Annotated in this window: 16 protein-coding genes; 9 read left to right on the top strand and 7 right to left on the bottom strand. The window is 57.2% G+C overall.

Features of this window, described 5'->3' with window-relative positions:
• The first annotated feature begins 49 nt into the window (after window positions 1-49).
• Window positions 50-2,470, top strand: a complete 2,421-nt coding sequence (locus KDL09_RS08750; RefSeq protein ID WP_294383997.1) for a hypothetical protein — start codon at window positions 50-52, stop codon at window positions 2,468-2,470.
• Between the two features lie 96 nt (window positions 2,471-2,566).
• Here KDL09_RS08750 and KDL09_RS08755 read toward each other — a convergent pair whose 3' ends face one another.
• The 4 genes from KDL09_RS08755 to KDL09_RS08770 form a co-directional block, all read right to left on the bottom strand.
• A complete protein-coding gene (locus KDL09_RS08755) occupies window positions 2,567-5,272 on the bottom strand; it encodes a hypothetical protein (protein ID WP_294383998.1) in 2,706 nt (901 codons plus the stop codon).
• A 111-nt stretch (window positions 5,273-5,383) separates the two neighbouring features.
• Entirely contained in the window at window positions 5,384-6,547 is a 1,164-nt protein-coding gene (locus tag KDL09_RS08760; protein ID WP_294383999.1) for a prenyltransferase/squalene oxidase repeat-containing protein, read from the bottom strand.
• A gap of 45 nt (window positions 6,548-6,592) precedes the next feature.
• Window positions 6,593-7,336 carry a YdjY domain-containing protein gene (locus KDL09_RS08765; protein WP_294384000.1) on the bottom strand — a complete coding sequence of 248 codons (744 nt, stop codon included), beginning with the start codon at window positions 7,334-7,336 and terminating at the stop codon, window positions 6,593-6,595.
• Between the two features lie 158 nt (window positions 7,337-7,494).
• Window positions 7,495-8,601, bottom strand: coding sequence for a substrate-binding domain-containing protein (locus tag KDL09_RS08770; protein ID WP_294384002.1), 1,107 nt, complete (start codon window positions 8,599-8,601; stop codon window positions 7,495-7,497).
• Between the two features lie 521 nt (window positions 8,602-9,122).
• On the opposite strand from KDL09_RS08770, the gene KDL09_RS08775 reads away from it, so the two are divergent.
• The 8 genes from KDL09_RS08775 (at window position 9,123) to KDL09_RS08810 (ending at window position 19,631) form a co-directional block, all read left to right on the top strand.
• Window positions 9,123-9,755 (top strand): Amuc_1102 family pilus-like protein, encoded by a 633-nt coding sequence (locus KDL09_RS08775; protein WP_294384004.1) that lies wholly within the window; start codon window positions 9,123-9,125, stop codon window positions 9,753-9,755.
• Between the two features lie 52 nt (window positions 9,756-9,807).
• Window positions 9,808-11,553, top strand: coding sequence for an Amuc_1101 family PilM-like pilus complex protein (locus tag KDL09_RS08780; protein ID WP_294384005.1), 1,746 nt, complete (start codon window positions 9,808-9,810; stop codon window positions 11,551-11,553).
• A 5-nt stretch (window positions 11,554-11,558) separates the two neighbouring features.
• Window positions 11,559-12,530, top strand: a complete 972-nt coding sequence (locus KDL09_RS08785; RefSeq protein ID WP_294384006.1) for an Amuc_1100 family pilus-like protein — start codon at window positions 11,559-11,561, stop codon at window positions 12,528-12,530.
• Window positions 12,531-12,596: 66 nt separating this feature from the next.
• Window positions 12,597-13,586: an Amuc_1099 family pilus-like system protein gene (locus tag KDL09_RS08790; protein ID WP_294384008.1), complete on the top strand. Its 990-nt coding sequence runs from the start codon at window positions 12,597-12,599 to the stop codon at window positions 13,584-13,586.
• A 101-nt stretch (window positions 13,587-13,687) separates the two neighbouring features.
• Window positions 13,688-16,324, top strand: coding sequence for an Amuc_1098 family type IV pilus outer membrane protein (locus KDL09_RS08795; RefSeq protein ID WP_294384009.1), 2,637 nt, complete (start codon window positions 13,688-13,690; stop codon window positions 16,322-16,324).
• 111 nt (window positions 16,325-16,435) lie between these two features.
• On the top strand, window positions 16,436-17,041 hold the full coding sequence (coaE, locus tag KDL09_RS08800) for a dephospho-CoA kinase (protein ID WP_294384011.1): 606 nt from the start codon (window positions 16,436-16,438) through the stop codon (window positions 17,039-17,041).
• Window positions 17,038-18,504: a transcription termination factor Rho gene (gene rho, locus KDL09_RS08805; protein ID WP_294384014.1), complete on the top strand. Its 1,467-nt coding sequence runs from the start codon at window positions 17,038-17,040 to the stop codon at window positions 18,502-18,504. The genes coaE and rho overlap by 4 nt, the downstream gene beginning before the upstream one ends.
• Window positions 18,501-19,631 carry a ribonuclease D gene (locus KDL09_RS08810; RefSeq protein ID WP_294384016.1) on the top strand — a complete coding sequence of 377 codons (1,131 nt, stop codon included), beginning with the start codon at window positions 18,501-18,503 and terminating at the stop codon, window positions 19,629-19,631. Before rho ends, KDL09_RS08810 begins: the two co-directional genes overlap by 4 nt.
• 14 nt (window positions 19,632-19,645) lie before the next feature.
• Here the strand turns inward: KDL09_RS08810 and modA are convergent, their stop codons facing one another.
• The 3 genes from modA to KDL09_RS08825 are packed head-to-tail and all read right to left on the bottom strand — an operon-like array spanning window position 19,646 to window position 25,474.
• Entirely contained in the window at window positions 19,646-21,172 is a 1,527-nt protein-coding gene (gene modA, locus KDL09_RS08815; protein ID WP_294384018.1) for a molybdate ABC transporter substrate-binding protein, read from the bottom strand.
• Between the two features lie 42 nt (window positions 21,173-21,214).
• Window positions 21,215-22,639, bottom strand: a complete 1,425-nt coding sequence (locus KDL09_RS08820; RefSeq protein WP_294384019.1) for a DUF1501 domain-containing protein — start codon at window positions 22,637-22,639, stop codon at window positions 21,215-21,217.
• Window positions 22,640-22,642: 3 nt separating this feature from the next.
• Entirely contained in the window at window positions 22,643-25,474 is a 2,832-nt protein-coding gene (locus KDL09_RS08825; RefSeq protein ID WP_294384020.1) for a PSD1 and planctomycete cytochrome C domain-containing protein, read from the bottom strand.
• Window positions 25,475-25,585 lie beyond the last annotated feature (111 nt).

Here is a 25,585-nt window from a genome sequence, read left to right on the forward strand (position 1 = left end):
TTTGAATGATGACTCGACGCTGTCGTGCGATTCATCATAATCGGCGCCGATGTCCAAGACGGTTCTGACATTACGCACTCCAGACGGTGAGCACCGGATTTCGTGTCCGAGGCTTTCGTCGCTGGTGATGGGCAGCGCGCCGGAATGCGAAATCATGATTGAGGGCACGGGTGTTTTACCGAAGCATTGCACGTTGTATCGAACCGGCGACAGGACGTTTCAAATCGTGGCCCTCTACGCAGCGGCACAGTTCTCGGTGAACGGGGTCATCTCCGGCGAAGTTGAGGTGGAAGTGCCCTTCAAGTTCGGCATCGGCGGCGAGGTGTTCGATCTGGATCTTGCCACGGAGGAGGAAGCTCCGATACCGGAGGCGATGGAGGAACCCCTGGCGGGGCCCCGATCAAGTCGTCGCAGCTACTTGCTCAAGCCGGTGGCTTTAAAGCCGCGTCCCGGGCAGCGGGTGGGTGAGGTGATTCTGGACGGCGTGCCTCCGGCAGCCGAAGGAGCTCAGATGACTCCGAAGCCCGTCGCGAGACCGACGGTGAAGCTGGAAGCGGCGGCCGAAACGAAACCCCAGCCTGACGAGGAGGAATCCTCGTCTTTTCTGTTGAGCGGCCTTGTGGTCTGCGGGGCGATGATCGCCGGCATAGTCTATTGGCCGCATCATCTGGACCACCTCTCTGCATCGACGTCGGCGGCGACTGCGGAGCCCGTGACGGCTGTTGCGACATCGGTAGCGGTGAAAGTTCCGGATCTTCCGCCGCAGGACAGTGTGCGAGCCTGTCAATGCCTGCTGCGAGCCGGTGCACCGGTGCTGGCCTCGCATGTGCTGATGCCGCTGGCGGAGGCGGGGAATGTCGAGGCGATGCATCAGCTCGCGCTGGCCCTTCGTGCTTCGGGTGAATTTGGCGATGAAGTGGTGTTTCTACTGCGGCAGGCGGTTGAGGGCGGCAGTCATGACGCATTGCGCGATTTCGTTCGCGTGGTCGATGACGTGGACAATCCGGCGCGCTACACGGAAAGCGCCCTGCAGGGACTGCAACTGGCGGTGAAACTCGGCGAGGCCTCCGCGTGGATGCCGCTGGGTGAGCGATATGAGTATGGCAACGGCACGCAGCCGGACATCAAGCTGGCTCTGGCGGCGTTTGAGAAAGCGAAAGCGGCTGGAGACAGGCGTGCCGATGCCAAGCTCTCCGCCCAGCGGGGTGCGATGGAACGTGCGGCGGCGTTTGTGCGCTCGTGGAACGAGGTGTCTGTGGCGTCGCTGCTGGATCACGTGGCGGCAGGGCAGGGGATGTTTTTCAAACTGGACCATTCTCCGATGGAAGCGCTGCTGCGGCAGGAAGAGGAAATGCGCGCGCGCTGGCCGCTGCGGCGCATCAGCGTGGCCGCCGGAGCGAAGGCTGAGGTGGAGACCTTTGATCTCATCAAGGTCTCCCAGCCGTTTCAGTTTGAAGTTCAGCGTGGTGCCCGGATCGCGCGCGGCACGGGCGTGCTCGCCTGCACGGTGCAGCGTGATCAGGCGGACGTGTGGCGCATCACGGATGCGGACGACAGGATTGAGATCCACGAGCTGCTGCCCTCGGAGGATCAGTTTCTCAAAGCGGCCTCGCTGCGAGCGCTGAAGCCTGCCTTCACGCATGCCGAGCAGATGGATGAGGCACGGCTGGAGATTCTCGAAAGGATGCGCGGCATCGAGGACACGCAGGACTTCAAGCCCGCGCTCACCGTGCTGCTGGGTGTTGTCTGCGAGTTCCCGCAGGAGACGTTTTGGAAACCGTTTGCCGACACGTTGTGCGATCGCATGGCGCGGCAGCTGTTTGCCGAGGGCAAATGGCTCGATGCGTCATGGGCGGATCCGGTGCATCAGTTCGCGGAGCGCGGCAGCGTGTCGGCAATGCTGCTTGAGGGGCACTTGCTCGCCGCAGGCTATGGCATGCCGCGAGATCCGGCGCGCAGCACGGTGCTGTATCAAAAGGCGTTCGAGGCCAGTCAGCGGCGCGATGCACGCTTCTACTATGCCGAGGCGTTGTTCCAAGGCCATGGCTTGTCGGAGGATGTTGAGAAGGCGGGCGCGTTCGTGCTGCCGTTCATGAGCCGTTCCAAGCATCCGCTGGAGGCGTATCTGGCGGCGCATCTACTCTGGCGGAAGGCGGAGACTGACCCCGCGCTCTGGCAGCAGGTTTACGACACGCTCTCACGCGTGACGGACAGGCATCCTCCGGCGAAGAATCTCGCAGGCATGGTGCTCCTGAATCACGGTCAGACCACCAAGGAACGCAAAACCGGCTTTGCCGCCATCCAGGCTGCCGCCGAAGAAGGCGTGGTGGAGGCGATGAAGAATCTGTCGAACTGCTATCAGGAAGGCATCGGCTGCGAGAAGGATTTTCATCTGGCCACGCTGTGGAAACAGAAGGCACTCGTCACCTCGCCGCCGCGACGGAAGCACTACACGGAGTTTGCGGAGTGATGGCAGCAGCGGGACTGGCTTTTGTATTGTAGTACCGGCTTTAGCCGGTCTGATTCCGGCTGAAGCCGGGACTACGGAACAGCGATGGGTGTGTTCCTATTCTCCGACTCGCAGGATGTCGCAGGTGATGAAGACGGCCTGGAGGATGTCTTCCGTTTCGAATTCAGGCCTGCCCATGGGCTTGTAGAGGGAGAGCAGACGGGCGGTGCCGTCGGGCATGGTGATGCACGTCGTGGTCTTGGCGATGAAGTAATCCGTGAGCGGGAACTCCAGGCGGCGGCCTTGGGTGTCGATGACGAACTCGCGATGCTCCAAGGGTGGAGCGGTATGAAACTCAGGAGCGAGTGTGACTTCGATGGTGACGCCGTCTGCACCTACGGTGGGTTCGAGTTCGACGCGGAATCCAACCTCACGCATTTCCTGCTCGAATCGGGGGACTCCTTTGTCGTTCACGCTGATTTCACTCAGTGCGATGTGTTCATTGGCCTGTGTGGAAGTGGCGCGGGTGCCGGACTTGGTTTCAATGCGTGCGGTGTTGAGATGCTGCACGGTTCCGGCCTTCACGGCGGCAAGCAGTTCATCGAGTTCGGCGCGATGATTGCTCTTCGCAGCGGCTTGGGCCGTGAGACGGCGCAGCAACGGGCCGGGGCCTTGGAGGACATGGGCCGTGAAGGAGGTGTTGAGCGGGCGATAACGATCGTCCAAGTTTTCGAGATACTGCGCCACTTTATCGAGGTTTTCGGAAGTGTTGCGGACGATGATCTGGCTGGTGGCAGGACCGTAGCTAACAGAAGCTCCTTCAGGAAATGAGATACCAGCGTCTTCAAAAACTTGTTTGGCGCTCTTTGTGGAACCCGCTTCTGGTTTCATCAAGTCTTCCATCACCAGTGGATCTACACGAAAGGCGCGGGTGAACTGTTCGTCGGTGTGAGGGCTCGGCGATATGAGAGGGCGTGGTTTTTCAGGAGCCGACGTGACTCTCTTTGCCACGTGCGGCACGACATCACATTTCAAAAACGTGGCCCAGAGCACATCGGCGTCGCCGCGACCGGTGGGTTTGTTGAGTGAGATCAATTTCGTTCCACCTTTCGTCACGCTAATGCCGGTGATGGTTTTGGTGAGATGGAAATCGACGGCTGGCATCTCGAAGGCCTTGTTTGAGGCAGGATCTCGGAAGTGATCGTGACGTGTTTCCGGCAGAGCCGTATGCAGTTCGTTGTCCAGGGCGATCTCCACCGTGAGTCCATCGGCCCGGACGACAGGTTCGATTTGAAGGATGGATCCGACCGGACGCATCTCAAAAGCCAGATGAGGCTGGCCTTTGTCATCGGTACCGAATTCAGACACATAAACGTGTTCGCGTTGGGATTCATGTGAGGCACGCATGCCGGATTTGGTTTCGAGGAAGATGGAGTCGATGAAAGTGGCATCGCCACGAGCCATCGCGTCTTCCACAGCTGCCAGCATGGCAGCGTCATCGGCTGATGCGACGATCTGGCGCGTGAGGTTCCGCAGGAAAGCGGCAGGTGCCTGAAGCGTGTGCAACGTGAACGCGACCGTCCTGGGGCATAGACGGAGACATTCATCGATCAGGGCGGCGATGCGCTCAATGTTGTCGGGAGTGTTGATGATTTGAAGGAGGCCGTGGGTGTGTCTGGCAGAGGCTCCTTTGACCGGCGTGATGCCGTTGGCTTCGAACCACGCCTGCACTGGCTGAGGCTGTTCCATGAACGATTCAAACAAACCGTCGGGCACGTTGAATGCGGCGGCCTTCAGTCCGGAAGGTGTTTGCGCGACCGGCGCGGTCGCTGCTGCAGGAGAGGGCAGGCTTTCGACCCGGCGCACGGTGAGGGTGACAAATGCGGCCCACAGAGTGTCTTCGCTCTGTTTGGGCGTGCCCACGGCCTTGGTAATGCCGACGAGTTTGGTGCTGCCGCTGGTGCTCGTGAATGCGGTGGTGAAATGGGCGCAGTGAATCTCGGTGGTGGGAAACTCGGCGGTGCTGCCGGTGATGGGCTCGGTGAGGCTGAACTGACGTTCCGCCGGAGGGGCGGGGTGAACTTCCAAACTGAGGGTGGAATCGATGGTGACGCCATCCGCGCCGAGGGTCGGCTCATATTCCAGATGCAGGCCGATCGGGCGCATTTCCTGGACGGCGGATGAACGGCTCTTCGCATCCATTTCGAGGGCGGAGACATAGACGTGCTCGCGCACGGCATTGGTGATGGCGCGGGTGCCGGACTTGGTTTCGAGGAAGGCATCTCCGACGACGCGAACGTTGGAGCCGGGTTTTTTCGCGTGGCCGAGCAGCGTGGCGAGTTCTTTGGAGGCGTCTGTCGTGTGCGACGCGGCGGCATTGGCCTGACGGATGATTTCACCAGGACCTTCGATGACGGTGACAATGCAGGCGATGGTGCACGGCGAGTCCAGTGAGAGAACCTTAACGTAAGCTTCAACGAGGTCGAGATTGGCCTGGGTATTGGTGATGGAAAGCAGGCCGGTGGTGGGATCGAATGTCGCACTGGTTCCTTTCGGGAAGGTGATTCCCTGGGCTTCGAGAATCGCTTTGGCGGTGGCCCGGGGGGAGACGGAGTCATCAGGGGCGGTTGGTGTAACACCTGCAGCAAAAGGATCGGCTGCTGCGGCAGCCCCTGCATCACCTCCCTTGGGGCTGCCTCCCACCGGCAAAAGGTCGGAAGGGATTTTGAAGACTCGTGTGGTGAGTTGCGGTTTCTCCGCCTGCACCACCGTGTTTAACACAAACGCAAGGAGCAGAAGGAGACTGCGGGCATGAAGCGACATGCCGGTGAGACTACCGGAGGCGATGGTCGCGTGTCGAGAGCGATGTGGAGCGCGGCTTTTGTCAGCGCACTTGACCGGCTGAAGCCGGTACTACGGAACCGCCCAGGGGACTTAGAGCGTCTGATGGATGCGGCCGAGGGCCATGAGGATGTAGCTGGTGACGAGGACGGGATCGCTTTCCATCCAGCGGCCTTCGGTGTTGGCCCAGGAGCCGTCGCCTTTTTGGAGGCTGAGGAGCTTTTCGGTGATGTCTTTGCGCCAGTCGATGAGCTTGCCGTCTTTCGTTTTGATGAAGTCGATCTTGGCGATGCTGAGGGCTTTGCTCATCGTCTGGTAGTAGTAGTAAAGACCGGCGGCACCGAGGCCGGGGTTTTCGTCGGCGCTGTAGTGTTTCTCCAGCCATTCAATGACGGCTTTGACACGCGGGTCGTCTTTTTCCAAGCCGGCGTAGATGAAGCTGAGGAGTCCGGCGTAGCTGATGCTGCCGTAGCTGCGAAGAGCGATGCTGCCGTCAGGGTTTTCAACTTTGGCGCCGCGGGTTTCGGTGGGGTTGTAGATGAAGCCGCCGGCGTCGTCGGGATCTTTGCTGACCCAGCCTGCCTTGTTGCTCTCGGGGCGGTTCTGGCAGCGCTGAATGAAGTCGATGGCGGCGCTGATGTTCAGTTGCGGCTCGTTTTTGGCGGCGTCGCCTTTGTCGGCGAGGAGGGCCTGGGAATAGTAGAGCGCTTCGAGGGCGAAGGTCATGTTCGAAAGGTCGGCGTGCATGCCTTTGTCATCGCCATAGCCGATGCCGCCGTCGAGCGGGTTGTCCTGCTTGCCCTTTTCGTCGAGGTCGAGCTGGTTGTGGACGAGGTAGCGTCGTGCCTTGAGCATGACCTCTTCGTTTTCAGGCTTGGGATTGAGCATGAGCGCGGTCAGGGCGAGCGCGGTGTTGTAGTTGCCGCGTGCCTTGACGTAGATCCCGCCGTCCGGCTTGGCATTGCTGATGAGGAACTTCGTGGCCTTCTCGACTTCGGCAGGCACGGGGTCGCCGGGTTTGCGGTTGGGATCGAGCATGAAGCTGATGATGCCGAGTCCGGTCATGGCGACGGGTTCGGCCTCACCCCACTGACCGGTCTGCGGGTTTTGCTTCGAGCGGAGAAAGTTGAGACCGCGTTCAACGCCGAGACGCAGCTCCTGTTTGAGGGAAGCATTGCGGTCTGGCTGGGTGGTGGCCTGGGAGAAGGCGGAGGCGGTGCCAAGCGCCAGGGTGAGAAGAAGGGTTGGGATTTTCATGGTCGGTGGAGTTCCAAGTTTCAGGTTTAAAGTTTCAAGTGGGCGCTACTTCGCGGGAGTGATGATAAGCGTGACCTGTGTCTCTTCCGCCGGGATGTTGGAGGGCATGCTGATCCAGAGATCGTCGCGATGGTTGCCCTTGGCAGGGGAGTTGATCATGGCGCTGAGATCCACATAGGTGGAAATGATGGATCCGGTCTGTTCGGCGACGAAGCCGGTCTCGTCGATTTGAGAGCCGTTGAAGATCCAGGTGTCGAGGTCGTCGGGTGTTTTGCGTTTGTCGATGTCCTGAATGAAGTCGGAGAGCGGGACGCGTTTCACTTTGTCGCCGTCCTTCCATTCGACGTGGATGGCGAGGCGGTTGGCGCCGGGGGTTTTGGGCTCGGTGTCTTTGGCCCGGTAGGGGCGCTCTTCTTTGGGATCGAGCTTGTCGAGAATGCCAAGGGTGGCAGGCTGATAATTGGCAAGGAGCAGGGCGAGCTGAATCTGGATGGGACGAACGGCAGTCTGCAGGATCGTTTCGTGGAGCTTTTCACCGGTGTCGTTGCACAGGGCGTATTCGATCGGCAGCTTTTGATGCAGGATGTTGCACGGGATGCGCACTTCGCGTGTGGCGGCGGTGATCTGGATGCCGTTGAGATCAAACACGCCAGGCGAGACTTGTTTGAGCAGTTTCTGCGCGGCTTCGAGCTGCTCCTTGGCGTCCGGTTTGGGTGCGGCGGCTTCCTGGGCCCTCAAGAAGGGGAGGGTGAGGAGAGTCAGGAGGATGGTGGCAAACGGGCGTACCATGGCAGAGTGAAGATTACGACGGTGGCAGAGGGCGGCAATCACGGAGATTGAGGCAGGGGAACGGTGGGTGGTTTTTGTCCGCAGACCGCCGGAAATGGGCGGTTTTTATGCGCACACCTGAATTGAGAGGGGGGTGCCTGATCAGGAGCCGGGTGCCATTACAGCCGCGGCAGCTTGTAGGTGCCGACGCGGAGGGATTGTTCGACGTTTTTCGGAACGACGGCCACCGGCTGGATCTCGTACGCAGGCTCGGGCTTAAAGGTCTTGTCGGCACGGAGTTTGACGACGATTTGCAAGGCGAGATCGACCAAGGCGGGACGGACGATGGTGGCGTCGATCTCCCCTTCGCGGACGAGTTCCATGCCCTTCTTCTGGCCGGAAATTCCGTCGGTGCCGATGATAAAGATGCTCTCACGCTGCCCTGCGGCTTCAGCGGCTTTCGCCGCACCGACCGCGATGGCGTCGTTGTGTGCGTAGATTACGTCGAAGTTTTTCTGAAGACGAAACGCCTCGGCCGTGCGCTGCGTCGCTGCCTCTGCGCTCCAGTCGGCCGGAGTATCATGGACAAGAATGACGCCGGGCTGGGTGCGCAGGCCCTCGCTGAAACCCTCGGCCATTTCAGCGGAGTCGTGGTCGTCAGCGGCACCTCGCAACTGAACAACACGTCCTTTGACTTCGGGTTGGCTTTCTTCCGTCGCTTTGCGCTTGAGGGCCTCGATCACGGTGTCGGCGGCCATGCGTCCGAGAAGACGTTGGTCGCTGTAAACGATGCTGGCACAGCCCTCTTTGAGCATGCGCTTGTCCAAACCGATGACGATGACACCGGCGGTTTGAGCTTCGACGATCAGGGCGGCGAGCGCCGGGGGATCGATAGGTTCGACGATGATGGCTGCGGGCTTGGCAGCGATGGCCTGGCGAAACTGCTCGATCTGCTGCGCGCTGCTGCCTGCGGCATCTTTGGTGGTGAGCATGTAGCCTGCCTGTCTGCCGACCAGCATGGCGAGGCCGTTGCGCTGGAATTCATGCATGGGCACTCGGACATCCGGCACGAGCAGAATGATCTCGGCCCTTACGTCGTTGGTGACTGGGCCGGGGGCTTTCGTCAGGGGCGGGGCAGGCGGGGTGTCGTTCGGTGTCTTGGCCGGCGCCTGGTTGTTCTTTTTTTCGAGTTCAGCAACTTCTGATTCGACGTCCGAGGAAGGTCCGCAGGCGGGCAGGACAATGGAGAAGAGAAACAGGATGGCGAGTCGGGTGCAGGTGAGCATGGTGGAGGGCCAGTTTACGTGGTAAAAGCCTTGTCGCACAAGCTCGAGATGATTTCGGGGGTGTCACATGGTCTTTTGCTTCAACCATCATGGGCTCGCCTCGCGATTCCGCCCGTTCTCCAACGAACGCCTTCTCAATTTGCAATTAAAAGAAGACTGAAAAGAAGTCTGCCGATGTGACGGAACCTGCCGGCTTTCCTTTCTGTAAGTGACCATCACGAACCGGTGAACATTGGCAATCCGACCGAGATGACGTTGATGGACTTGCCCAAGGCCAATCTTAAGATCACCGGCAGCAAATCCCAAATCGAACTTTGCGACCGCCTGCGGACGATCCGAAAGCACGTCAACCCGACATCACGCTGGCGCGAGAACCTTTGGATTGGGAACCCAAAGTGTCCTTCGAAGACGGATTTTCACGCATGGTGGAGTATTTTCGCGACTTTCTGAGAATCCCTGCTTGATGCGCAGGGTGTTTTGCTGATAAAACCCTAAATTAACAAGAACAACCGAAAGCATTCATGAAACTCCTCACAACGGCCTTTGCATTCCTCGTCCTCGCTACGGCGTCCCATGCCCAGGCTCCTGCAGTTCAGGAAACTTTGCCTGCGATCAAGGTGGACATCAAGCGTGTGACGGTCGCTGAGCAGCCGACCCCGCAGTTTTCAGCCGGCAATGTGCGGGAGAAGCGTTGGCGGCCAAAAAACTGGGTAGAGGTGGACATCGAGTTCGATGTCAAACTCCCCGTCAGTGCAGGCGGTAACAAAGGAACGTATGATTCGCTCCAAATGGCCATCTATGTGGCGCTACAACACACGACGACAGATGGCAAATTTGAGGTTGTCGAAGGAACTTTGGATCTTGTCAGCATACCCGCTGGTGAGAATCATGCCCTTGCTTATATCTCGCCTGCTACGATGAAGTCCGTTTTTCAAAAGGATGTGGTGACTGTTTCATCTGATGTCAAAGGATGGGGGGTTGAGGTCTTTGCCGAGGGTAAGCGCATCGCAGGTGACACAAATCTGGGCAAAGGACCTTGGTGGGAGGAGAAGAAGGACAGTTTTGCCTTTTTACAGGGCATGCTTTTGAGCAAGGCGCAGACCCCGTTTAGCATTTTGTGGGGTGACTACGATGTGCCGGTCAAGGCGAAGTAACAAGCGCCCGAGAAATCCATCCCCGGCAGATCACGCGTAGAAACATTTCAGCATGGCAGATCCAAACAGCATTGCAGTCATCAGTCTCGGCTCCCAACGTGTCAGTGGAGCGGTCTTCGGCAAAACGTCGGGGGGGGACCTGATTCTGAAGAAGTATGAGATTGTGGAGATGGATGGCGATCCTTCAGTGGATGTCAGCCGCCTTCCGCAACTCAAGGTGGCGCTCAGCGAACTCGTGGGAAAACTGCGAATTAAAGGGCAAAAAACATGGTGTGCAGTGCCTGGCCATCCCGTGTTCAGTCGCTTTGTGAAACTTCCTCCGGTGCAAGGGGACAAGTTGGCCCAGATCGTCGAATTTGAGGCGCGTCAGAATGTTCCGTGGCAGTTGGACGAAGTTTCGTGGGACTACGAAGTGGTCGCCAAATCGGACGTTGGTGAGGTCGAGGTGGTGCTCGCCGCGATGAAGTGCGAGCCGCTGAACGAGATGTACGAGGAAGTCGTCTCTTGTGGGATCAAGGTGGTGGGTGTCGATGTGGGGCCTCTCGTGCTCTACAACGCGTTCCGTTACAGCTATCCCGATGTCGATGAGCCCGCTTTGGTTGTGGACCTGGGAGCTCGTTCGACCAACTTGGTGTTTGTCGATGGAGATCGCTTTTTTACCCGCAATCTGCTCGTCGGAGGTGCGGCGGTCACCAACGCGATTGCCAAGGAGTTCAATGTTCCATTTGCCGAGGCGGAGCGCCAGAAGCGCTCGCAAGGCTTTGTTGCTCTTGGTGGAGCGGTTGAAGATCATCCGGATGAAGGGGTGAACGCCATGTCCAAGGTGATGCGCAACTCAATGACCCGGCTCCATGCCGAAATCATGAGGACGATTACTTTCTATCGCAGCCAGCAGGGTGGCAGTGCTCCGAAAAGGGTCTTCTTGGCCGGCGGCGGGTCGGCGGCGGGTTACATAGCTGAATTCTTTGCAGAAAAACTGAAACTTCCCGTCGAGTTGTTCAACGGCCTCCGCGGTGTTCAGTTGGATCGTGGTGTGAGCGCGGAAGCCGCCCAGGTGGATGCTCCGGCACTTGGTGAACTGGCGGGTCTGGCCTTGCGTGGCATGGGCGCTTGCCCGTGTGAAATCGAGCTGGTTCCAGATGCTCTGGCCTCTTCGCGTGATGCGGCACGTCGTGCGCCGGCTCTGGTCTTGGCGGGGCTTTGTATCATGGGTGCGCTTGGAGCCTCTCTCTTCTGGTTTAAAAACGCCACGGTGGCAATTCAAGACCGTGCAGCAGCCATCCAGGTGGAAGGTACTCGTTTGACCAATCTGGCGAATCAAATTCGTCAGTTGGAAGCCAAGCAAGAGGAGTTGCGCCAGAGGAGCTCGCAGTTGGAGCAGGCGGTAACCGACCGCTCTTGGTGGGTTCGATTGCTCAATGGCCTCAATCAGCAGTTCGACAATGACCTCATCTGGTTGACTGTGGTTGAAGTGACCAAAGACGGGAAGCCGCTCACGGCTGCTCTTTGGAGTGGGGGTAACGAGGAGAAAAGAGGGGCGGCCGCTGCAACGGACCCTAATGCGGCTCCTGTCTATGAACTGCGTCTCCAAGGGTTGTATCGCAGGAACACGGAAGGCGAGCAGAAGGTGGTTTATGACTTTGCCGCCAAGGTGGCAAAAATGGACGCCTTCCTCGTGCCAGATTTTGAAACCAAACGTGATCAATACGTGAAAGTTGACAGCGGGGTCGAGGAAGACCGCTACGCCTACCACTTCGAGATTAAAATGCCTCTGAGCTCTCCTTTGAAATTTCAATAAAGACCATGGACTGGATTCGTGAAAACAAACCGCTCGCTGCCATTCTTGGCGTCATTATCGCAGGCTCGCTTGCCTTGGGATATTTGGTGTTTGATGAATGGAGCAATTACTCTGAAACCAAAGACGGATATTTGAGCATGGGCAGTCAGGTGGCTGCACTACAGGGGGCTCCCCTGGCTCCAACCGAGAGCAATCTAAAGGCCAAGCAGGCCTTGGTCGACAAGTATGCGTCCATGGTCAATCAGCTCGGTGGTGCCCTGCTTTACCTTCAGCCGCCAGTTCAGGCGATCAAGGACATCGAGTTTCAGGCAAAGCTCAAGACCAAAATTGCGGAGATACGTGCGGAGGCGGCTTCCCGAATGCAGCTACCATCTGAGTTTGCCTTTGGGTTCGACGATTATACTACAGGGCTGCCGAAATCCGCAGCCGCAGCCGCCGAGCTCTCAAGTTTTCTCGATGCGATGGACGAGCTGGTGAAACTGTTCTTGAAGTGTGGTGTAAAGTCCGTGGATTTGTTGGAGCGTTCGAAGCTGGCTGTCGAACAGGGGCAGACCTCGGTGCAGGGCAACAATACAGCGGGGATGCAGGGGCGGCAGCAAACAGCCGCCGGCATCTACGAGAAAAGGCAGATTTCAGTAGTCCTGACCTTGGATCAAGGCCCGCTCCAGCTCCTGATCAGCCGGCTTGCCAACCCTTCCGAAATGAAGTATTTTACGACCCTGCGGCTGCTGCGCATCGAAAACCAGCATCAGGAAGGGCCCCTTCGCTCGGATGTAAAACCTCCTGAGGCGCTGCCAACTGATGGAGGGGCTGGGACAGCCGAAGCGGCTTCCGCTGAGTCTGCGGCTGCTGCATCAGATGTGATCAAGCCTCCACCTGCGGCGCCTGATGATGCGGTGTCCGTCGTGGGCGAAGAGGATTTGAAGGTCAGGCTGGAGATCGATTTGATTAAGTTTCTGGACGCCGCCAAGGGCTAGGATTTCCATTTCTGCCAATCACCCATCTTTGCCGATTTTTACTCACCCCTGCTGCCTTATCGCACCATGCAGAAAAGCTACGAAAAAATTATCCTGACGATCTCCGCCCTTCTCGCAATTGGCGTGGCAGTCTATCTCGTCCTCGAATCTCAAGGATTCGAGGACAGTCTTGCTCTGACGCAGGCTACGTCTAGAAACGAGCTGAGCGCTCCCAACACCCAGGCGGTCGAGGATGCCACCAATACCATCAAGAAAAAATACTCATGGGTTTCGCCTGTTCGCAACGGCAAGGCCGTACCGTTGAACAAGTCGGTGCTCCTGGTGATGAAGGACAATGAACTGTTTGATCTGACCCTTGCCGAGCCAAAGTTCCGTGAGCCAATGACAAATGTTTTTCTGGTGGGTGATCGGTCCAAAAGCCCACCGGAAGCCCAGCTTCCTCACATTTTCTCCCCGAATGTGGGGGATTTGGACGCTGACGATGACGGGTTTTCCAATCTGGAGGAGTTTAACGCCAAGACCAATCCGAGGGATGCGAATTCGATGCCGCCCTACACGACCAAGCTCTATTTGCAGAAGCGGGTTAGCCACGATTATATCCTAAAGATGGTCAGCGGGGATGGTAAAACGTTCCAAATCCAACGGTTGGCCCCCGAGCCAAAAAGTAGTAAGTTTGCCGGCATCAACGAGCCGTTTGGTTTTGAAAAAGGAGTGGTGCGCTTCAAGATTCTCTCGTCAAAAAAAGACACCATTCAGCACCCGACTCTCGGGCAGATGGATGTTTTTGTTCTTAAAGCTCTCGACTTGTCCTCCAACAAGGAATTTGAACTTGTCCAAGGCAAGGAGATCAATCTTGCGGAGTATGAAGCCGTCTTGGAATTTCGCTGGAAGAAGCGCCACATCATACCAGGTGTTCGGGAGGGCAAAACCTTCGTTCTTCCTGGCCTAGGTATCACTTATTACATCACAAAATTGGAGGAGACCAAAGCGATTATCGCGCCTCTCGGAAAAGATGGCAAACCTACCTCTGAAACCATTGAAATTCAGCAAGGATAACACATCGCCTTTTTTCAACCGATTGAAAAATTAACTCGCCAAAGCTCTCCCCCTTCTGCTAGTAATCTTACTTTACCACAAAAATGCTGTCAGTTCGCTTTATGACCCATCACTCCCGTCTGGTGTTCAACCTTTCCCTCCTCGTTTTGACTGCGGCAGCGCCGTCGATCATGGCTCAAAGTTCCGTGTCAGGAATGGCTAATCGCGAGATCGCTCGTCGTTATGCTCGTATCGAGGATGCCCGCACCGCCATGGATCGTGGCGATAAGCTTTTCAGCGAAGGCGATTATGAAGGAGCTCTAGGCTCTTATAAGGCGGCGATTGATGCCCTCCCTAATGCCCCGCTCACGCGTGACTGGCTTGATCTTGCGCAGCTAAAACATGCAGATTGTAGTGTCGTGGTTGCACGTGAACGCGCCAAGGTTGGCAATTACAAGGAGGCTCGTCAATTGCTTGAAGGTGCTTTGGTTACCATCCCTGGCCATAAGGGAGCGCTTTCCTTTTTGAAACAATTGGAGGATCCAGATCGCTGGCCTCCGGCTCTAACCCCGGAGCACGTTGAGAATGTTGGCAAAGTTCAAAAAGGACTTCTGCTCGCTAATAGCTCTGTGGAAATCGGCAACTATGATACGGCAATCAGCCAGTATCAAGACGTGCTGCGCGTGGATCCATACAATGGTGCAGCCCGCCGTGGTATGGAAAACGCCGAGCGTAAACGCATGGAGTACTTCAAGGCTGCATATAACCAAAACCGCGCCAAGATGCTGGCCCAAGTGGCTGAGTCTTGGGAAGACAAAATTCCGGTTCAAGGAACAGCTGTGACCATCGATTATGGTGTGGGACGCAGCCCGGGTGCTTACCTCACGGAGAAGATGAACAGAATCATTTTCCCCACAGTGCAATTCCAAGGAGCCACCATTGAAGAAGCTATTGAGTACTTGCGGGTCAAGAGCCGTGATTTGGATACCTTCACGGACAACACCGGAGTTAAAGGTGTTAACATCATTCTCAGAACGGGTGATGCGCCAAGTAATGCGTCGATCAGCCTCGATTTGAAGGATGTGCCGATGTCTGAGGCGCTTCGTTATGTGACTGAACTTGCTCAGATGAAGTATAAAGTTGAGGCGCATGCTGTCCTTGTGGTGCCGCTTTCCGAGAATGCCAGTGAGCAGTACACTCGCAGCTACCGAGTGCCCCCAGACTTCCTGAGTTCAGGCGGGGGAGATGTGGGTGCTGCAGCTCCTGCGGCTCCGGCAGACCCTTTTGCTGCAGCTGGCGGTGGTGGCGGTGGCGGCAGTGGATTGATAGCGAGGAAGTCTGCCAAGCAGATTCTGGAAGCAGCTGGCATTACTTTTCCCGAAGGCTCCTCGGCTAGCTATAATCCAGCCACTTCTCAATTGGTGGTTAGGAATACTCAACCCAATTTGGATTTGGTGGAGGCTTATGTTGAGTCCACCACAAAGTCGGCACCTAAGATGGTTGTAATTACGTCCAAATTTGTCGAAGTGACTCAGAAGAACACAGAGGAACTGGGATTTGACTGGCTCCTCGGCAGCGTTGGAATGAATGGAAACAATGTCTTCTTGGGAGGGGGAAATACAGGATCTGGCAACGCATTCTCTCCCGCCAATTATCCATTCACGAGTAATTATGTGAGTCCCTCAGTAGCAACGGGAACCCCTCCCGTTGTAGTATTTCCTGCAATTCCGATCGTTGGCGCATTTGCAGGACCTGTTCCAAATGGGGCGGGGCTTCCGCCAGCTGGAACAACGCCAGTTTTCCCAACAGGCTCTGGCCCAATTTCGTCTGGTCTGCGTTCTGGTAACTACGCGGTCAGCAACAACAGCATTGACAATCTGCTGACGACGGGGGCGACAACTGGCGTTTCAAATGTCGCTCCTGGGATTTTCTCAGCTGCTGGTATTTTCACAGACCCTCAGTTCCAAATGGTTATTCGCGGCTTGAGCCAGAAAAAAGGGGTGGATTTGATGAGTGCTCCAAGTGTGACCACCAAAAGTGGTACTCGTGCTACGATGGAAGTCACCCGTGAGTTCATTTACCCAACGGAATTCGACCCGCCGCAGTTGCCGCAAGGAAATGGTGGTAATCTCAGCCTGGGTGGTGGTGGCGGTCAGCAAATCGCTACTCCCACAACACCGACGGCTTTTGAAATGCGCCAGACTGGGGTCCGCCTTGAAGCTGAGCCAACGGTTGGCGCCGATGGAAACACTATTGAACTTAGCCTGTCGCCAGAAGTGGTGGAATTTGATGGTTTCATCAATTATGGTTCACCAATCTTCTCTCCATCCAGCCAATCGGTTCTCCCGATTCAGTTGACGGCTGGTATTCCCCCTGGAAATACTTCATACATTCCAATTAGTCAGCCGGAGCGTTTGATTACGCCCAATGTGATCAACCAGCCGGTTTTCTCGGTTCGTAAAGTCACCACAGGTGTGTCAATTTGGGATGGTCAGACCGTGGCTTTGGGCGGGTTGATTCGCGAAGATGTTCAGGATGTGGAGGATAAAATTCCACTTCTTGGAGACCTTCCTTTTGTGGGACGTTTGTTCAAGACTGAATCTGAGCAGCATTTCAAACGCAATCTCATGATTTTTGTCACAGCGCACTTGATCGATCCTTCGGGTCAGCGAATTAAATCAGTCGCTCCTCAGCAAGGTGATGCAGCAGCAGGGCCTGGTTCAGTAGGCACATTGTTGCCTTCCGTGGCAGCTCCGTAAATTAGGTTATTTTTCTCCGAAAGTTCAATTAGGCAGGGGTGCTGTAAAAAGCCTCCTGCCTAATTTTTTGCGCTGGACGTCCCGCTGAATTGATTACCGTTCACCCAACTCATGAAGTCATGGATTATCACTGGCGGGGCAGGCTGTGGCAAAAGTGCCTTCATGGCAAGTCTGTATGGGCACAGCCTTCATTCGGCTGTGAGGACTTTCTCTGCGGACGATGCAGTAGCGGGGATATTGAGAGATAGAGAGGTGGTTCAGCAGTTGGTTGCGTCATTTGGAGTGCAAGCGCAGTTGCCTACCGGCGAGGCTAACCGCAGATGGTTGCGTGACACAGTTCTTCCGCGCCCTTTGCTTCGGCAGAAATTGGAAGCCTTAATACATCCGCCCGTTCTCGCCGCGCTTGAGATGGGCCGAAGAGACGCAGTGAAGACAGGAGTGAATCTTTTCCTTGCGGAAGTTCCCCTCCACTATGAGATTGGATCTACAGTTTCAGCAGACTTTGTCATCGTGGTGGCTTCCAGCCGGTCGGTGCAGGTCAGGCGGATGATGGAAACCCGGGGACTCGATGAACAGACCGTTCACAAGTTTCTGGATGCCCAGTGGCCCATCGAAGCCAAGGTTGAAAGAGCCGATGCCGTCATTTGGAATGACGGTTCTCTGGCCTCTCTTGATGCTCAGGTGCTGACGCTGGCAAGTCCACTCTTGCAAGCATGAACGACCAATCTACCGAATCCCCCGCCATGGTTGCGGCTCCCGTCGCCCAACAAGAGCCGGAATCCCTTTCTCCTGCTGATCCCTCTCAGTCAAATTCTGAGCAGCAGGGGCAGAGCGCATCCATCACGTTGTCTGCACCCGACGCTGGGGAACAGCAGGCGGCAGAACCGCCCAAGGCGGAAGGTGCGCAGCCTCCATTTCCTCAGGAAGTGTCGATCAATGAGCTGCAAAACAACTCGCTCGCGGACTTATTGGAACTCGCTGATTCGGTCGGGTTTCGACTGAATGCCAGCCGCACTAAGCATCAGCTTATTTATGACGTGTGCTCATGGATGGCCGAACACAAGACCCGCCTCAAGGTTGAAGGCATACTCGAAATTGGGCCGGACAACTACGGACTCATTCGGTATCCCAAGTATAGTTTCGCTCCTTTGCCGGAGGATGTGTTTGTTCCTTTGTTCTTGGTGCGGAAATTTAATCTTCGCCCGAGTCAGAAAATCACCGGCATTGCCAAGGCGCCCAAAGATCGGGACAAATATCTGGCGATCGATCGCATTACAGAAGTTGAAGGGGTGCCGATCGAGAATTGGGAGATACCCACCGAATTCGACAAGCTTACGGCCACCTTTCCCAACAAGCGCATCATTTTGGAAACCGCCAAGCCTTGTGCTGTCAGTTCCCGCATTCTCGACATCGTGGCGCCGTTGGGCAAGGGGCAGCGAGGTCTAATTTGTGCACCGCCCCGTTCGGGCAAGACAGTGATCCTCAAGGACATTGCCAAGTCGATTTCGCAAAATCACAAAGAGATCACTCTCATTGTCTTGCTGCTCGACGAACGTCCAGAGGAGGTCACTGATTTTGAGGAGACCGTGCAGGGCTGTGAGATATACAGTTCTACCTTCGATGAGAGCCCGAAGAGGCACAGCCAGGTTGCCGAGATTGTTCGTGAGCGAGCGTGCCGGTTGGTTGAAATGAAAAAAGATGTCGTCATCCTGCTCGACAGCATCACGCGTCTCGCACGTGGCTATAATGCCATGCAGGGCGGAAAAGGAGCCATCATGTCAGGAGGTGTTGGCACCAAGGCATTGCAGAAACCCAAGAAGTTCTTCGGCGCTGCCCGCAATGTTGAGGAAGGCGGCAGCCTGACGATCATCGCCACCGCGTTGATCGAAACCGAGAGCCGGATGGATGAGGTGATCTTTGAGGAATTCAAAGGGACTGGCAATATGGAGGCCACGCTCGATCGTGAAATCTCCGAACGCCGGATATTTCCTGCGCTTCATTTGCTTAAGTCCGGCACACGCCGTGATGATTTGCTCTATCACCCTGACGAGTTCAGGCGCATCACCCAGGTGCGCAAACAGCTTGCTGCCATCCCTGCGGTAGAGGCTCTCGAGACGCTGATTCGCAACATCAACCGCACCAGCAACAATGCTGAAATCCTCCTGATGGGACTCAAATGAGCGAAGTCGGTTTAACACAGGCGGATTACGAATTCATCGATACGTCGGCTCATCTCGAACGATGGGTCGGTGAAATGCGGGTCTGGCTCGCAGAGAGTCTCGACAAGCGCTGCTGCCTCGACACAGAGGCCGACAGCCTGCATCACTATCACGAAAAGCTCTGTCTTCTTCAGGTGAACTGTGCCGGTCGTTATTCATTGGTGGATCCGCTCGCCATTTCCGATGTTTCGCCGTTGTTGGAATTGCTCGATGCACACGAATTGTGGTTCCACGGTGCCGATTATGATCTGACAATGCTTCGGCGCACTTATAATTGGAGCCCGCGGGTGATTCGTGACACGCAGATCGCAGCACGTCTTCTTGGGGCGCGCCAGTTTGGCCTCGCGGCGCTGGTGAAGAACAACTTTGATCTCGATCTCTGCAAGGCTTCTCAAAAGGCTGACTGGAGCCGTCGTCCGCTCCCGCCAAACATGCTCTCCTATGCCGTGGATGATGTGCGCTATCTGCTGCCGATTGCGGACAAGTTCGTTGCGCAGCTTCGTGAAAAAGGCCGTGAAGAGTGGTTCCACCAAAGCTGTCGTTCATTGCAGGAAGACGTGGCCGCGCGTGACAACGTGGCTCGTGAGGACCCTTGGCGCGTGCAGGGATGCGGGCGTCTGCATCCCAAAGGTCTGGCCATTTTGAAAGCCATGTGGGACTGGCGTGAAGGCATTGCAAAGGAGCGGGACACCCCCTGCTTCAAGATCATGTCCAACAAGCAGATGGTTGCCTATGCCGAACAATTTGAGACGGGACAGTCGCTGAATCCTCCCAATGGCTGGCGCCCTCGCTGGAAAAAAGAGTTTTTCGATATCGTGGCAGCTATCACGGCGTCTTCGTCTGCGGACTGGCCGATGCGTGCGAAGAAAATCAAAGGACGCCTCAGTGATGCGCAGCGGGATCAGATCGACAAGCTCTGTGCCCACCGGGAGAAAGTGGCACAAGGACTCGAAATCGAACCTTCGTTGCTTGGATCACGGGGAACCATTGAAGAACTGGTCATCGATGGCAATCCGGCCGGTCACCTTATGAACTGGCAGCACGATCTCCTCGCGAGCGGTCTGGAGCAGGTCCTCAAGGCAGGATGATCGTCCTGCCAGAACTATTGCTTCTGTTTCAACCACTCAGGCAGCACGATATCAGCGCTCTTAACCGGAGCTGTATTACCTTTCCAGACGAACCCAGCGGTCTCAAAGCTCTCGTGGTGCTCACGCAGATAAGCCAGCAGACGATGGCCCATCTGCTGATTCGGTGAATCATGGCGCACCGCAAAAGGTTGCACCGCCTTTGACTTGTCGGCTGGCAATGGCACGGCGTCAAAGTGCGTCGGGTCTCCATGAATGTTGATGCCATACACCACGGCGGCATCGAGCGAGCCGGTGCGCATTTGATTGACCAGGAAATCGGCCGTGGGCACCTGAGATGAAGAGTTTTTGCTCACGCTGTCCCAGAGATTCATAGACTTCAGCATCGACCGTGTCAGGAAGCCGAGAGTGGACTGTTCCGCGTTGCACAAGCCCACCCGCAGGCCAGGGCGTGCCAGATCTGCAAGCGTGCGGATGTTCTGCGGGTTGCCCTTAGGAACGGCGATGACAATTTCCGCCTCCGTCAGCATGACGGCTTCGGGAAACTGCTCGGCAACGGGGGGCACGAAGCACACATCGCACGCGTAATAGACGTCGGGGAACTTCGGGTTGCTGCTGTCACCCATAGTTTTCATCGTCGCACAAAGGATACCGCAACCGTTGAAAACTGTTGTCATCGTGATGCCTTCGCGCGTGGCGAAATCCTGCAGCAGCTTTTCGATGGCAGGCCGGTTAACACCGCCGCTGTAGACGATCAAATCAGGTCTGGCGACCCACTTGTCCCCGGGAACGTTGTTGAAACCGTGTTTTTGGAAGACGCCTCCTCCTTTTTCTGGGGCCGCAAGGTATCTCGCAAAGCGCATTGCCTCTGCAGTCTGAGTGCAGTAGGCCAGTACCGACGCCGTTGCAAATTCCGCGTGCTTGGCCAGTTCTGGCAGAGCGACGATTTCCACTCCGTTAAACTGCGGCACAGTGGCATCCCAAAGGATGGCCGCGTCCACAGCTCCGAGGGACAGGTCCGCGGCGATCTCTGTGACGGTTGGTTTCATCACGGCGGCCTTGGCAGCCAGTGCGTCCCATTCGGCTCCCAGCAATCGCTTTGTGACGCGTCCGATGCTCGCCGCCTCTGGGTTTGGCAGCGCCAGCTTGATGCCGTCCTGCTTCAGCGCGGAAAGGCTGGTGATCTTCTTGGGATTGCCCTTGGCCACAGCCAGCACCGGCTTTTGTTTCACCAACTGGAACTCCTCGCGAGTCACTCCCATCTTCTTGGCATCTGCCAGCGATCCATCGTCGGCGGCGATGAACAAATCGCCCTGCTGAGTAATTTTGATCTGGCTTAGCAGCGTGCCCGTGCCGCCGTATTGAAGCCGCACTTCGTTGCCGGTCTCCTTTTGGTAGGCTTGGGCGATTACCTCCACCGGCTTCTTTAAGCCCGCGGCGCAAAACACGGTTAGGGTGTTTTGGGTTCCTTGGGAGGGTTTCAGGGCCACCCACGCGGCACCCGCGAGTGCGGCCAGGCAGATGAGGAGGACGAACTTCTTCATTGGGCAAAGGGAACGTCCCGTGCCGCCTCCTTCGCTCACTTTTTATGCGATCAATTTGTCGATGGGATTCCCGCCGATCTGCGAGAGCTGCTTGAATCTGCCGGCGTGGTAGAAGGTTAGCTTGTTGTCATCCAGACCGAGCAAACGCAGCAACGTGACGTGCAGATCGCGCACATGGCGCACTTCCTCGATCGCCTCCATGCCGCGGTCGTCGGTGGCGCCGATGGTATGCCCTGCCTTGCAACCGCCGCCGGCCATCCAGACGGTCATCGCCTTCGGGTTGTGATCGCGACCGTAAGCCGTGCCGCCGCGCACGCCGTTGTCGGGCGTGCGACCGAATTCGCCACACCAAACGATCAGCGTGTCGTCGAGCAAACCGCGTTGCTTCAGGTCGGTGATCAGTGCGGCGATTGGCTGGTCCACACCGCGAATCAGATTGCCGTGCGCGCGTTCAATGTAGTCGTGGCTGTCCCAGGTGCCGTTGTAGAGCTGCACAAAGCGCACGCCTTTCTCCACGAGTTTGCGTGCCAGCAGGCACTTCCGGCCAAACGCGTCCGTGGCGTCCTTGCCGATGCCGTACATCTCTTTGGTCTTCGCGTCTTCCTGTTCGAGGTCGATCACCTCCGGCACCTCCATCTGCATGCGGAAGGCCAGTTCGTAGTTGTTCATGCGGGCCTTCAATTCGTCATGCCACGGATGATCCGCCGCGTGCGTCGCATCCAGCTTCGCCAGCAGATCCAAGTTTGCCCGCTGATGTTCCGGCGTGATGCCCTGCGGCGGCTGCAGATCGAGGATGGGCGAACCTTTGGACCGCAGCGCAGTGCCTTGAAACTGTGCCGGCAGGTAACCAGTGCCCCAGTTCGCGCTGCCGCCCTGCGGGTAGCTGACCTCCGGAAGCACGATGAAGCCCGGCAGGTCCTGGTTGACCGAACCGAGGCCGTACGTCACCCACGCGCCGATGGCCGGATCGCCACCGAAGCGATTGCCGCAGTTCATCTGATACATCGCCGTCGGATGATTTACCGAGTCCACCTGGCAGCCGCGGAAGAAGCACATCTCATCCGCCACCTTCGGCAGATGCTGCCACGGTTCACTCATCCACGCGCCTGACTGACCGTGCTGCGCGAATTTGAACGGCGATTTCACATAGTAGCGCTTCCCGCTTTCCATCGCCGACTTCATCTTCCCTTCACGCGTGAACTCCTTGAGATGCAGCTTCTCCAACACTGGCTTCGGATCGAAGCAGTCGATGTGGCTCGGTCCGCCCTCCATCATGAGGAAGATGCAGTTCTTCGCCTTGGCGGGAACCATCTGGCCTTTCGGCGCCAGCGGGCCTTTTTGCTCGGCGGCCAGCAATGACGTCAATGCCACGCTGCCCAGTGTGGTGCCGAGACCATAGACAAACTCACGTCGCGTCGGCGCATGCAGCGCACGTGCTCCGGCACAGGGAAAGAAGTTTCGGTTCATGGCTCAGTAGAGGTAGGCGAATTCGTTCGAGTTCAGCAGGACGAGACACACGTCGGCCAGCGCCCGTGTTTTAGCATCGCAATCGGTAGGCTGCAGGTCGGGAACGAAGTCGGCATAGGCCGGCAGCTTTTCATGAAAGCTGAACTTCTCGCCCGTGTTCTCCTCCACCGCTTCGCGTTTTACGGTGAGCGGTGGTTGATGCTTCGCAAAAGAGATCTGAGCCTGCTTGGCTTCCATTTGCTTCCAATGCGCTTCGCAGAGCGCCTTTTCGTCCGCCGCCGGCTTCCTGCCGAATGTCAGCTCAAAGACTCGTCCGACGGCATCAGTTGCCTTCTCCTTCATTACCCGATTCGCCAGCGCCAGGGCGCGATTATAGCTCGCCTGACCATTGAACAGGCTGAAGACCTGCGGCGTTACGGTTGAGACATCGCGTGCTTCGCAGGAAAAATCAGGCGCGGGTTCGTTGAAGACCTCCATGAACGGATCGCGCAGTCCGCGAATCTTCAGCGCATACAAACTGCGGCGATGGCGTTGTTGGGGCAGCGGGTTCGGCACCCACGCGGAGGCGAACGTGCCCATCACCATGCGCGGCTGCATCGCCACCTCGATGTTGATCTCCGGCCGGTTCGGAATGCCGCCCATCACTGGATTCAATTCGCCCGTGATGCTCAACATCGCGTCACGCAGTTCTTCCGCCATCAACCGCCGCGGTTTGAACACGGCATAGCTTTTCTCGGCGTCTTCGCGGCTCAACTTGGAATCCGCCATCTGCAGCTCCGAACTCCGCCGATACGCGGCGCTCGTCATGATCAGGCGGTGCATCTCCTTGAGGCTCCACTTCTTTTCCACCAGCGTTGCCGCGAGGAAATCGAGCAGCTCGGGATGCGTGGGCTTCTTGCCGGTGCTGCCGAAGTTGTTGGGATTTCCAGCGATGGCCTGGCCGAAATGCCAGAGCCACAGGCGGTTCACGATGGTGCGCGTGGTGAGCGGGTTGTCGGCGCTGGCAATCCAGTTGGCGAGCATCGTGCGCCGTCCTTCGATGGCGTCAGGAAACTCGATCGTGTTCAGAATCGACAGCACGCCCGGCTTCACCGGTTTCGTGGGGGAAAACGGATCCCCGCCGCCGAGGATCGCGGTTTGCTCGAGTTCACCTTCGGTCATGCGATCCTTCGGCATGCGCATTGGCTGGTTCACGCTGACCATCTGCGGCGTGCGGCCATCATAGACGCTGAAGGCAAACGGCTCGTAGCGGTCGAGTTCCCATTTGAGCCGCTCGAGACCTTTGCGCGCCACACGTTCGTTGCCGAAGTCTTCCGGCGTGAATCCAACGAGTTTGGGCGGATACTGACCCTCCGGCAGGCCTTGCTTCTGCAATGCGCTGCGTGCCACTTCGAAGACTCCGGTAAAGCTGCGTGCCTTCCTCATCTGGCCGCCGCCTTGCACAAACTTCCGAGCATTGGCCACCGCCTTGTCCCAGACCGTGCGGTCGAGCTTCTTTTCAGCGAACCATTTCTCCGCATTGATGAGCATCTTATCGTCGAGCTGTTTCAAGACGGCCATGTGCTCGATCCGGCGTGTCTCCAGATACTTGCTTTCTTCGAATCCAGCCGTGTTCTCCGACTTCAGAAACGACGCGGGTCGCTCGGCAAGCTGCGTGGTGCCGAAGCAGGCTTGGATGGAGTAGTAGTCATGCGTTGGCACCGGATCGAACTTGTGATCGTGGCAGCGAGCGCATTGCAGTGAGTGTGCGAGGAAGGTTTCACCGACGCTGTTCGTCACGTCATCGAGGAAACGCTGTCGAGCCACTTTGGCCACCTCCATGCCGGTGAGTTCCCACGGCCCCATGCGCAGAAAGCCGACGGCGATGAGCATCTCCGGATCGTTCGACTTCATCTCATCGCCTGCGATCTGCTGCTTGATGAACTGATCATAGGGCTTGTCCTCATTGAAACTGCGCACCACATAGTCGCGGTAACGCCACGCATTGCCGCGTTCGTAGTCGTTAGCAAAACCGCTGCTGTCCGCGTAGCGCACCACATCCAGCCAGTGCCTCGCCATGCGTTCGCCGTAGTGCGGTGATTCAAGCAGCCGGTCGATCAAAGCCTTCGTGGCTGCATCCCCATCCTGAGCAAACGCCTTCTCAAAAGCCGCAATCTCTTCCGGCGTCGGAGGCAGGCCGAGCAAATCGAAGGTCGCACGACGAATGAAGGTGCGCGCATCCGCGGCGCTCGCTGGCTTCACACCTTCCGGCATCCGCATCGCGATCAGTGCGTCGATTGGATTCTCGCCGTTCCGCGTTTCGATTTCCGGCTTCTGTACTTTTTGATAGCCCCACAGTGCCTCCGGCTTGTAGCGCCGGTTCGCCCACTCGGGTGACAGCGCGCCCGTCGTTTTCACCGTGATGCCGTCTTCGGCGCTCCACTTCTTCGCATTGGCTTTGGCGATGGCATTCCGCTTCGCTTCATCCGGCCACGGTGCGCCACCGGCGATCCAGTCTTTGATCCACGCAAGCTGCTCCGCGTAAAGTTTGTCCGCCTCCTTCGGCGGCATCGGCTCCCAGTCATCCTCATGCTGGCGTGTCGAGGCGAGGTAGAGCGGGCTTTCTTCCGGCTTGCCGGGCACGAGCGCCTTCACCTCGCTCTCGCCGCCTTTGGTGGCGCTTTCGAGTGTGCGCATGTCGTAGTCGCCTTTGATTTTCTTCTCGTCATTGCCGTGGCAGGCGAGGCACTTCTCTTGAAACAACGGCCACACACGGCGGACAAACAAGGCCTCCGCGTCCTCAGCGTGGAGCGAGGAACCGAGCAGCAGGGCGATGAGGGTGATGTTTCGTGTCATGCGATCCATGGAAAACGAAGGAGAAAGGCGTTCATTTCTATCCCGTCGCAGGCCGGACGAGTGCCAAAAAAGGCGCCGAATGATTTGAGCAGAGGCGACACTTGTCCGTGT

The sequence above is a fragment of the Prosthecobacter sp. genome, assembly GCF_020439865.1.
Lineage (GTDB): Bacteria > Verrucomicrobiota > Verrucomicrobiia > Verrucomicrobiales > Verrucomicrobiaceae > Prosthecobacter.

Bases quoted from the DNA above. Each gene is read 5' to 3' on its own strand.
- rho (WP_294384014.1), top strand. From the start codon at position 17,038: ATGAACGACCAATCTACCGAATCCCCCGCCATGGTTGCGGCTCCCGTC.
- KDL09_RS08795 (WP_294384009.1), top strand. From the start codon at position 13,688: ATGACCCATCACTCCCGTCTGGTGTTCAACCTTTCCCTCCTCGTTTTG.
- KDL09_RS08750 (WP_294383997.1), top strand. From the start codon at position 50: ATGTCCAAGACGGTTCTGACATTACGCACTCCAGACGGTGAGCACCGG.
- modA (WP_294384018.1), bottom strand. From the start codon at position 21,172: ATGAAGAAGTTCGTCCTCCTCATCTGCCTGGCCGCACTCGCGGGTGCC.
- KDL09_RS08780 (WP_294384005.1), top strand. From the start codon at position 9,808: ATGGCAGATCCAAACAGCATTGCAGTCATCAGTCTCGGCTCCCAACGT.
- KDL09_RS08775 (WP_294384004.1), top strand. From the start codon at position 9,123: ATGAAACTCCTCACAACGGCCTTTGCATTCCTCGTCCTCGCTACGGCG.
- KDL09_RS08820 (WP_294384019.1), bottom strand. From the start codon at position 22,639: ATGAACCGAAACTTCTTTCCCTGTGCCGGAGCACGTGCGCTGCATGCG.
- KDL09_RS08810 (WP_294384016.1), top strand. From the start codon at position 18,501: ATGAGCGAAGTCGGTTTAACACAGGCGGATTACGAATTCATCGATACG.
- KDL09_RS08770 (WP_294384002.1), bottom strand. From the start codon at position 8,601: ATGCTCACCTGCACCCGACTCGCCATCCTGTTTCTCTTCTCCATTGTC.
- KDL09_RS08825 (WP_294384020.1), bottom strand. From the start codon at position 25,474: ATGACACGAAACATCACCCTCATCGCCCTGCTGCTCGGTTCCTCGCTC.
- coaE (WP_294384011.1), top strand. From the start codon at position 16,436: ATGAAGTCATGGATTATCACTGGCGGGGCAGGCTGTGGCAAAAGTGCC.
- KDL09_RS08790 (WP_294384008.1), top strand. From the start codon at position 12,597: ATGCAGAAAAGCTACGAAAAAATTATCCTGACGATCTCCGCCCTTCTC.
- KDL09_RS08755 (WP_294383998.1), bottom strand. From the start codon at position 5,272: ATGTCGCTTCATGCCCGCAGTCTCCTTCTGCTCCTTGCGTTTGTGTTA.
- KDL09_RS08765 (WP_294384000.1), bottom strand. From the start codon at position 7,336: ATGGTACGCCCGTTTGCCACCATCCTCCTGACTCTCCTCACCCTCCCC.
- KDL09_RS08785 (WP_294384006.1), top strand. From the start codon at position 11,559: ATGGACTGGATTCGTGAAAACAAACCGCTCGCTGCCATTCTTGGCGTC.
- KDL09_RS08760 (WP_294383999.1), bottom strand. From the start codon at position 6,547: ATGAAAATCCCAACCCTTCTTCTCACCCTGGCGCTTGGCACCGCCTCC.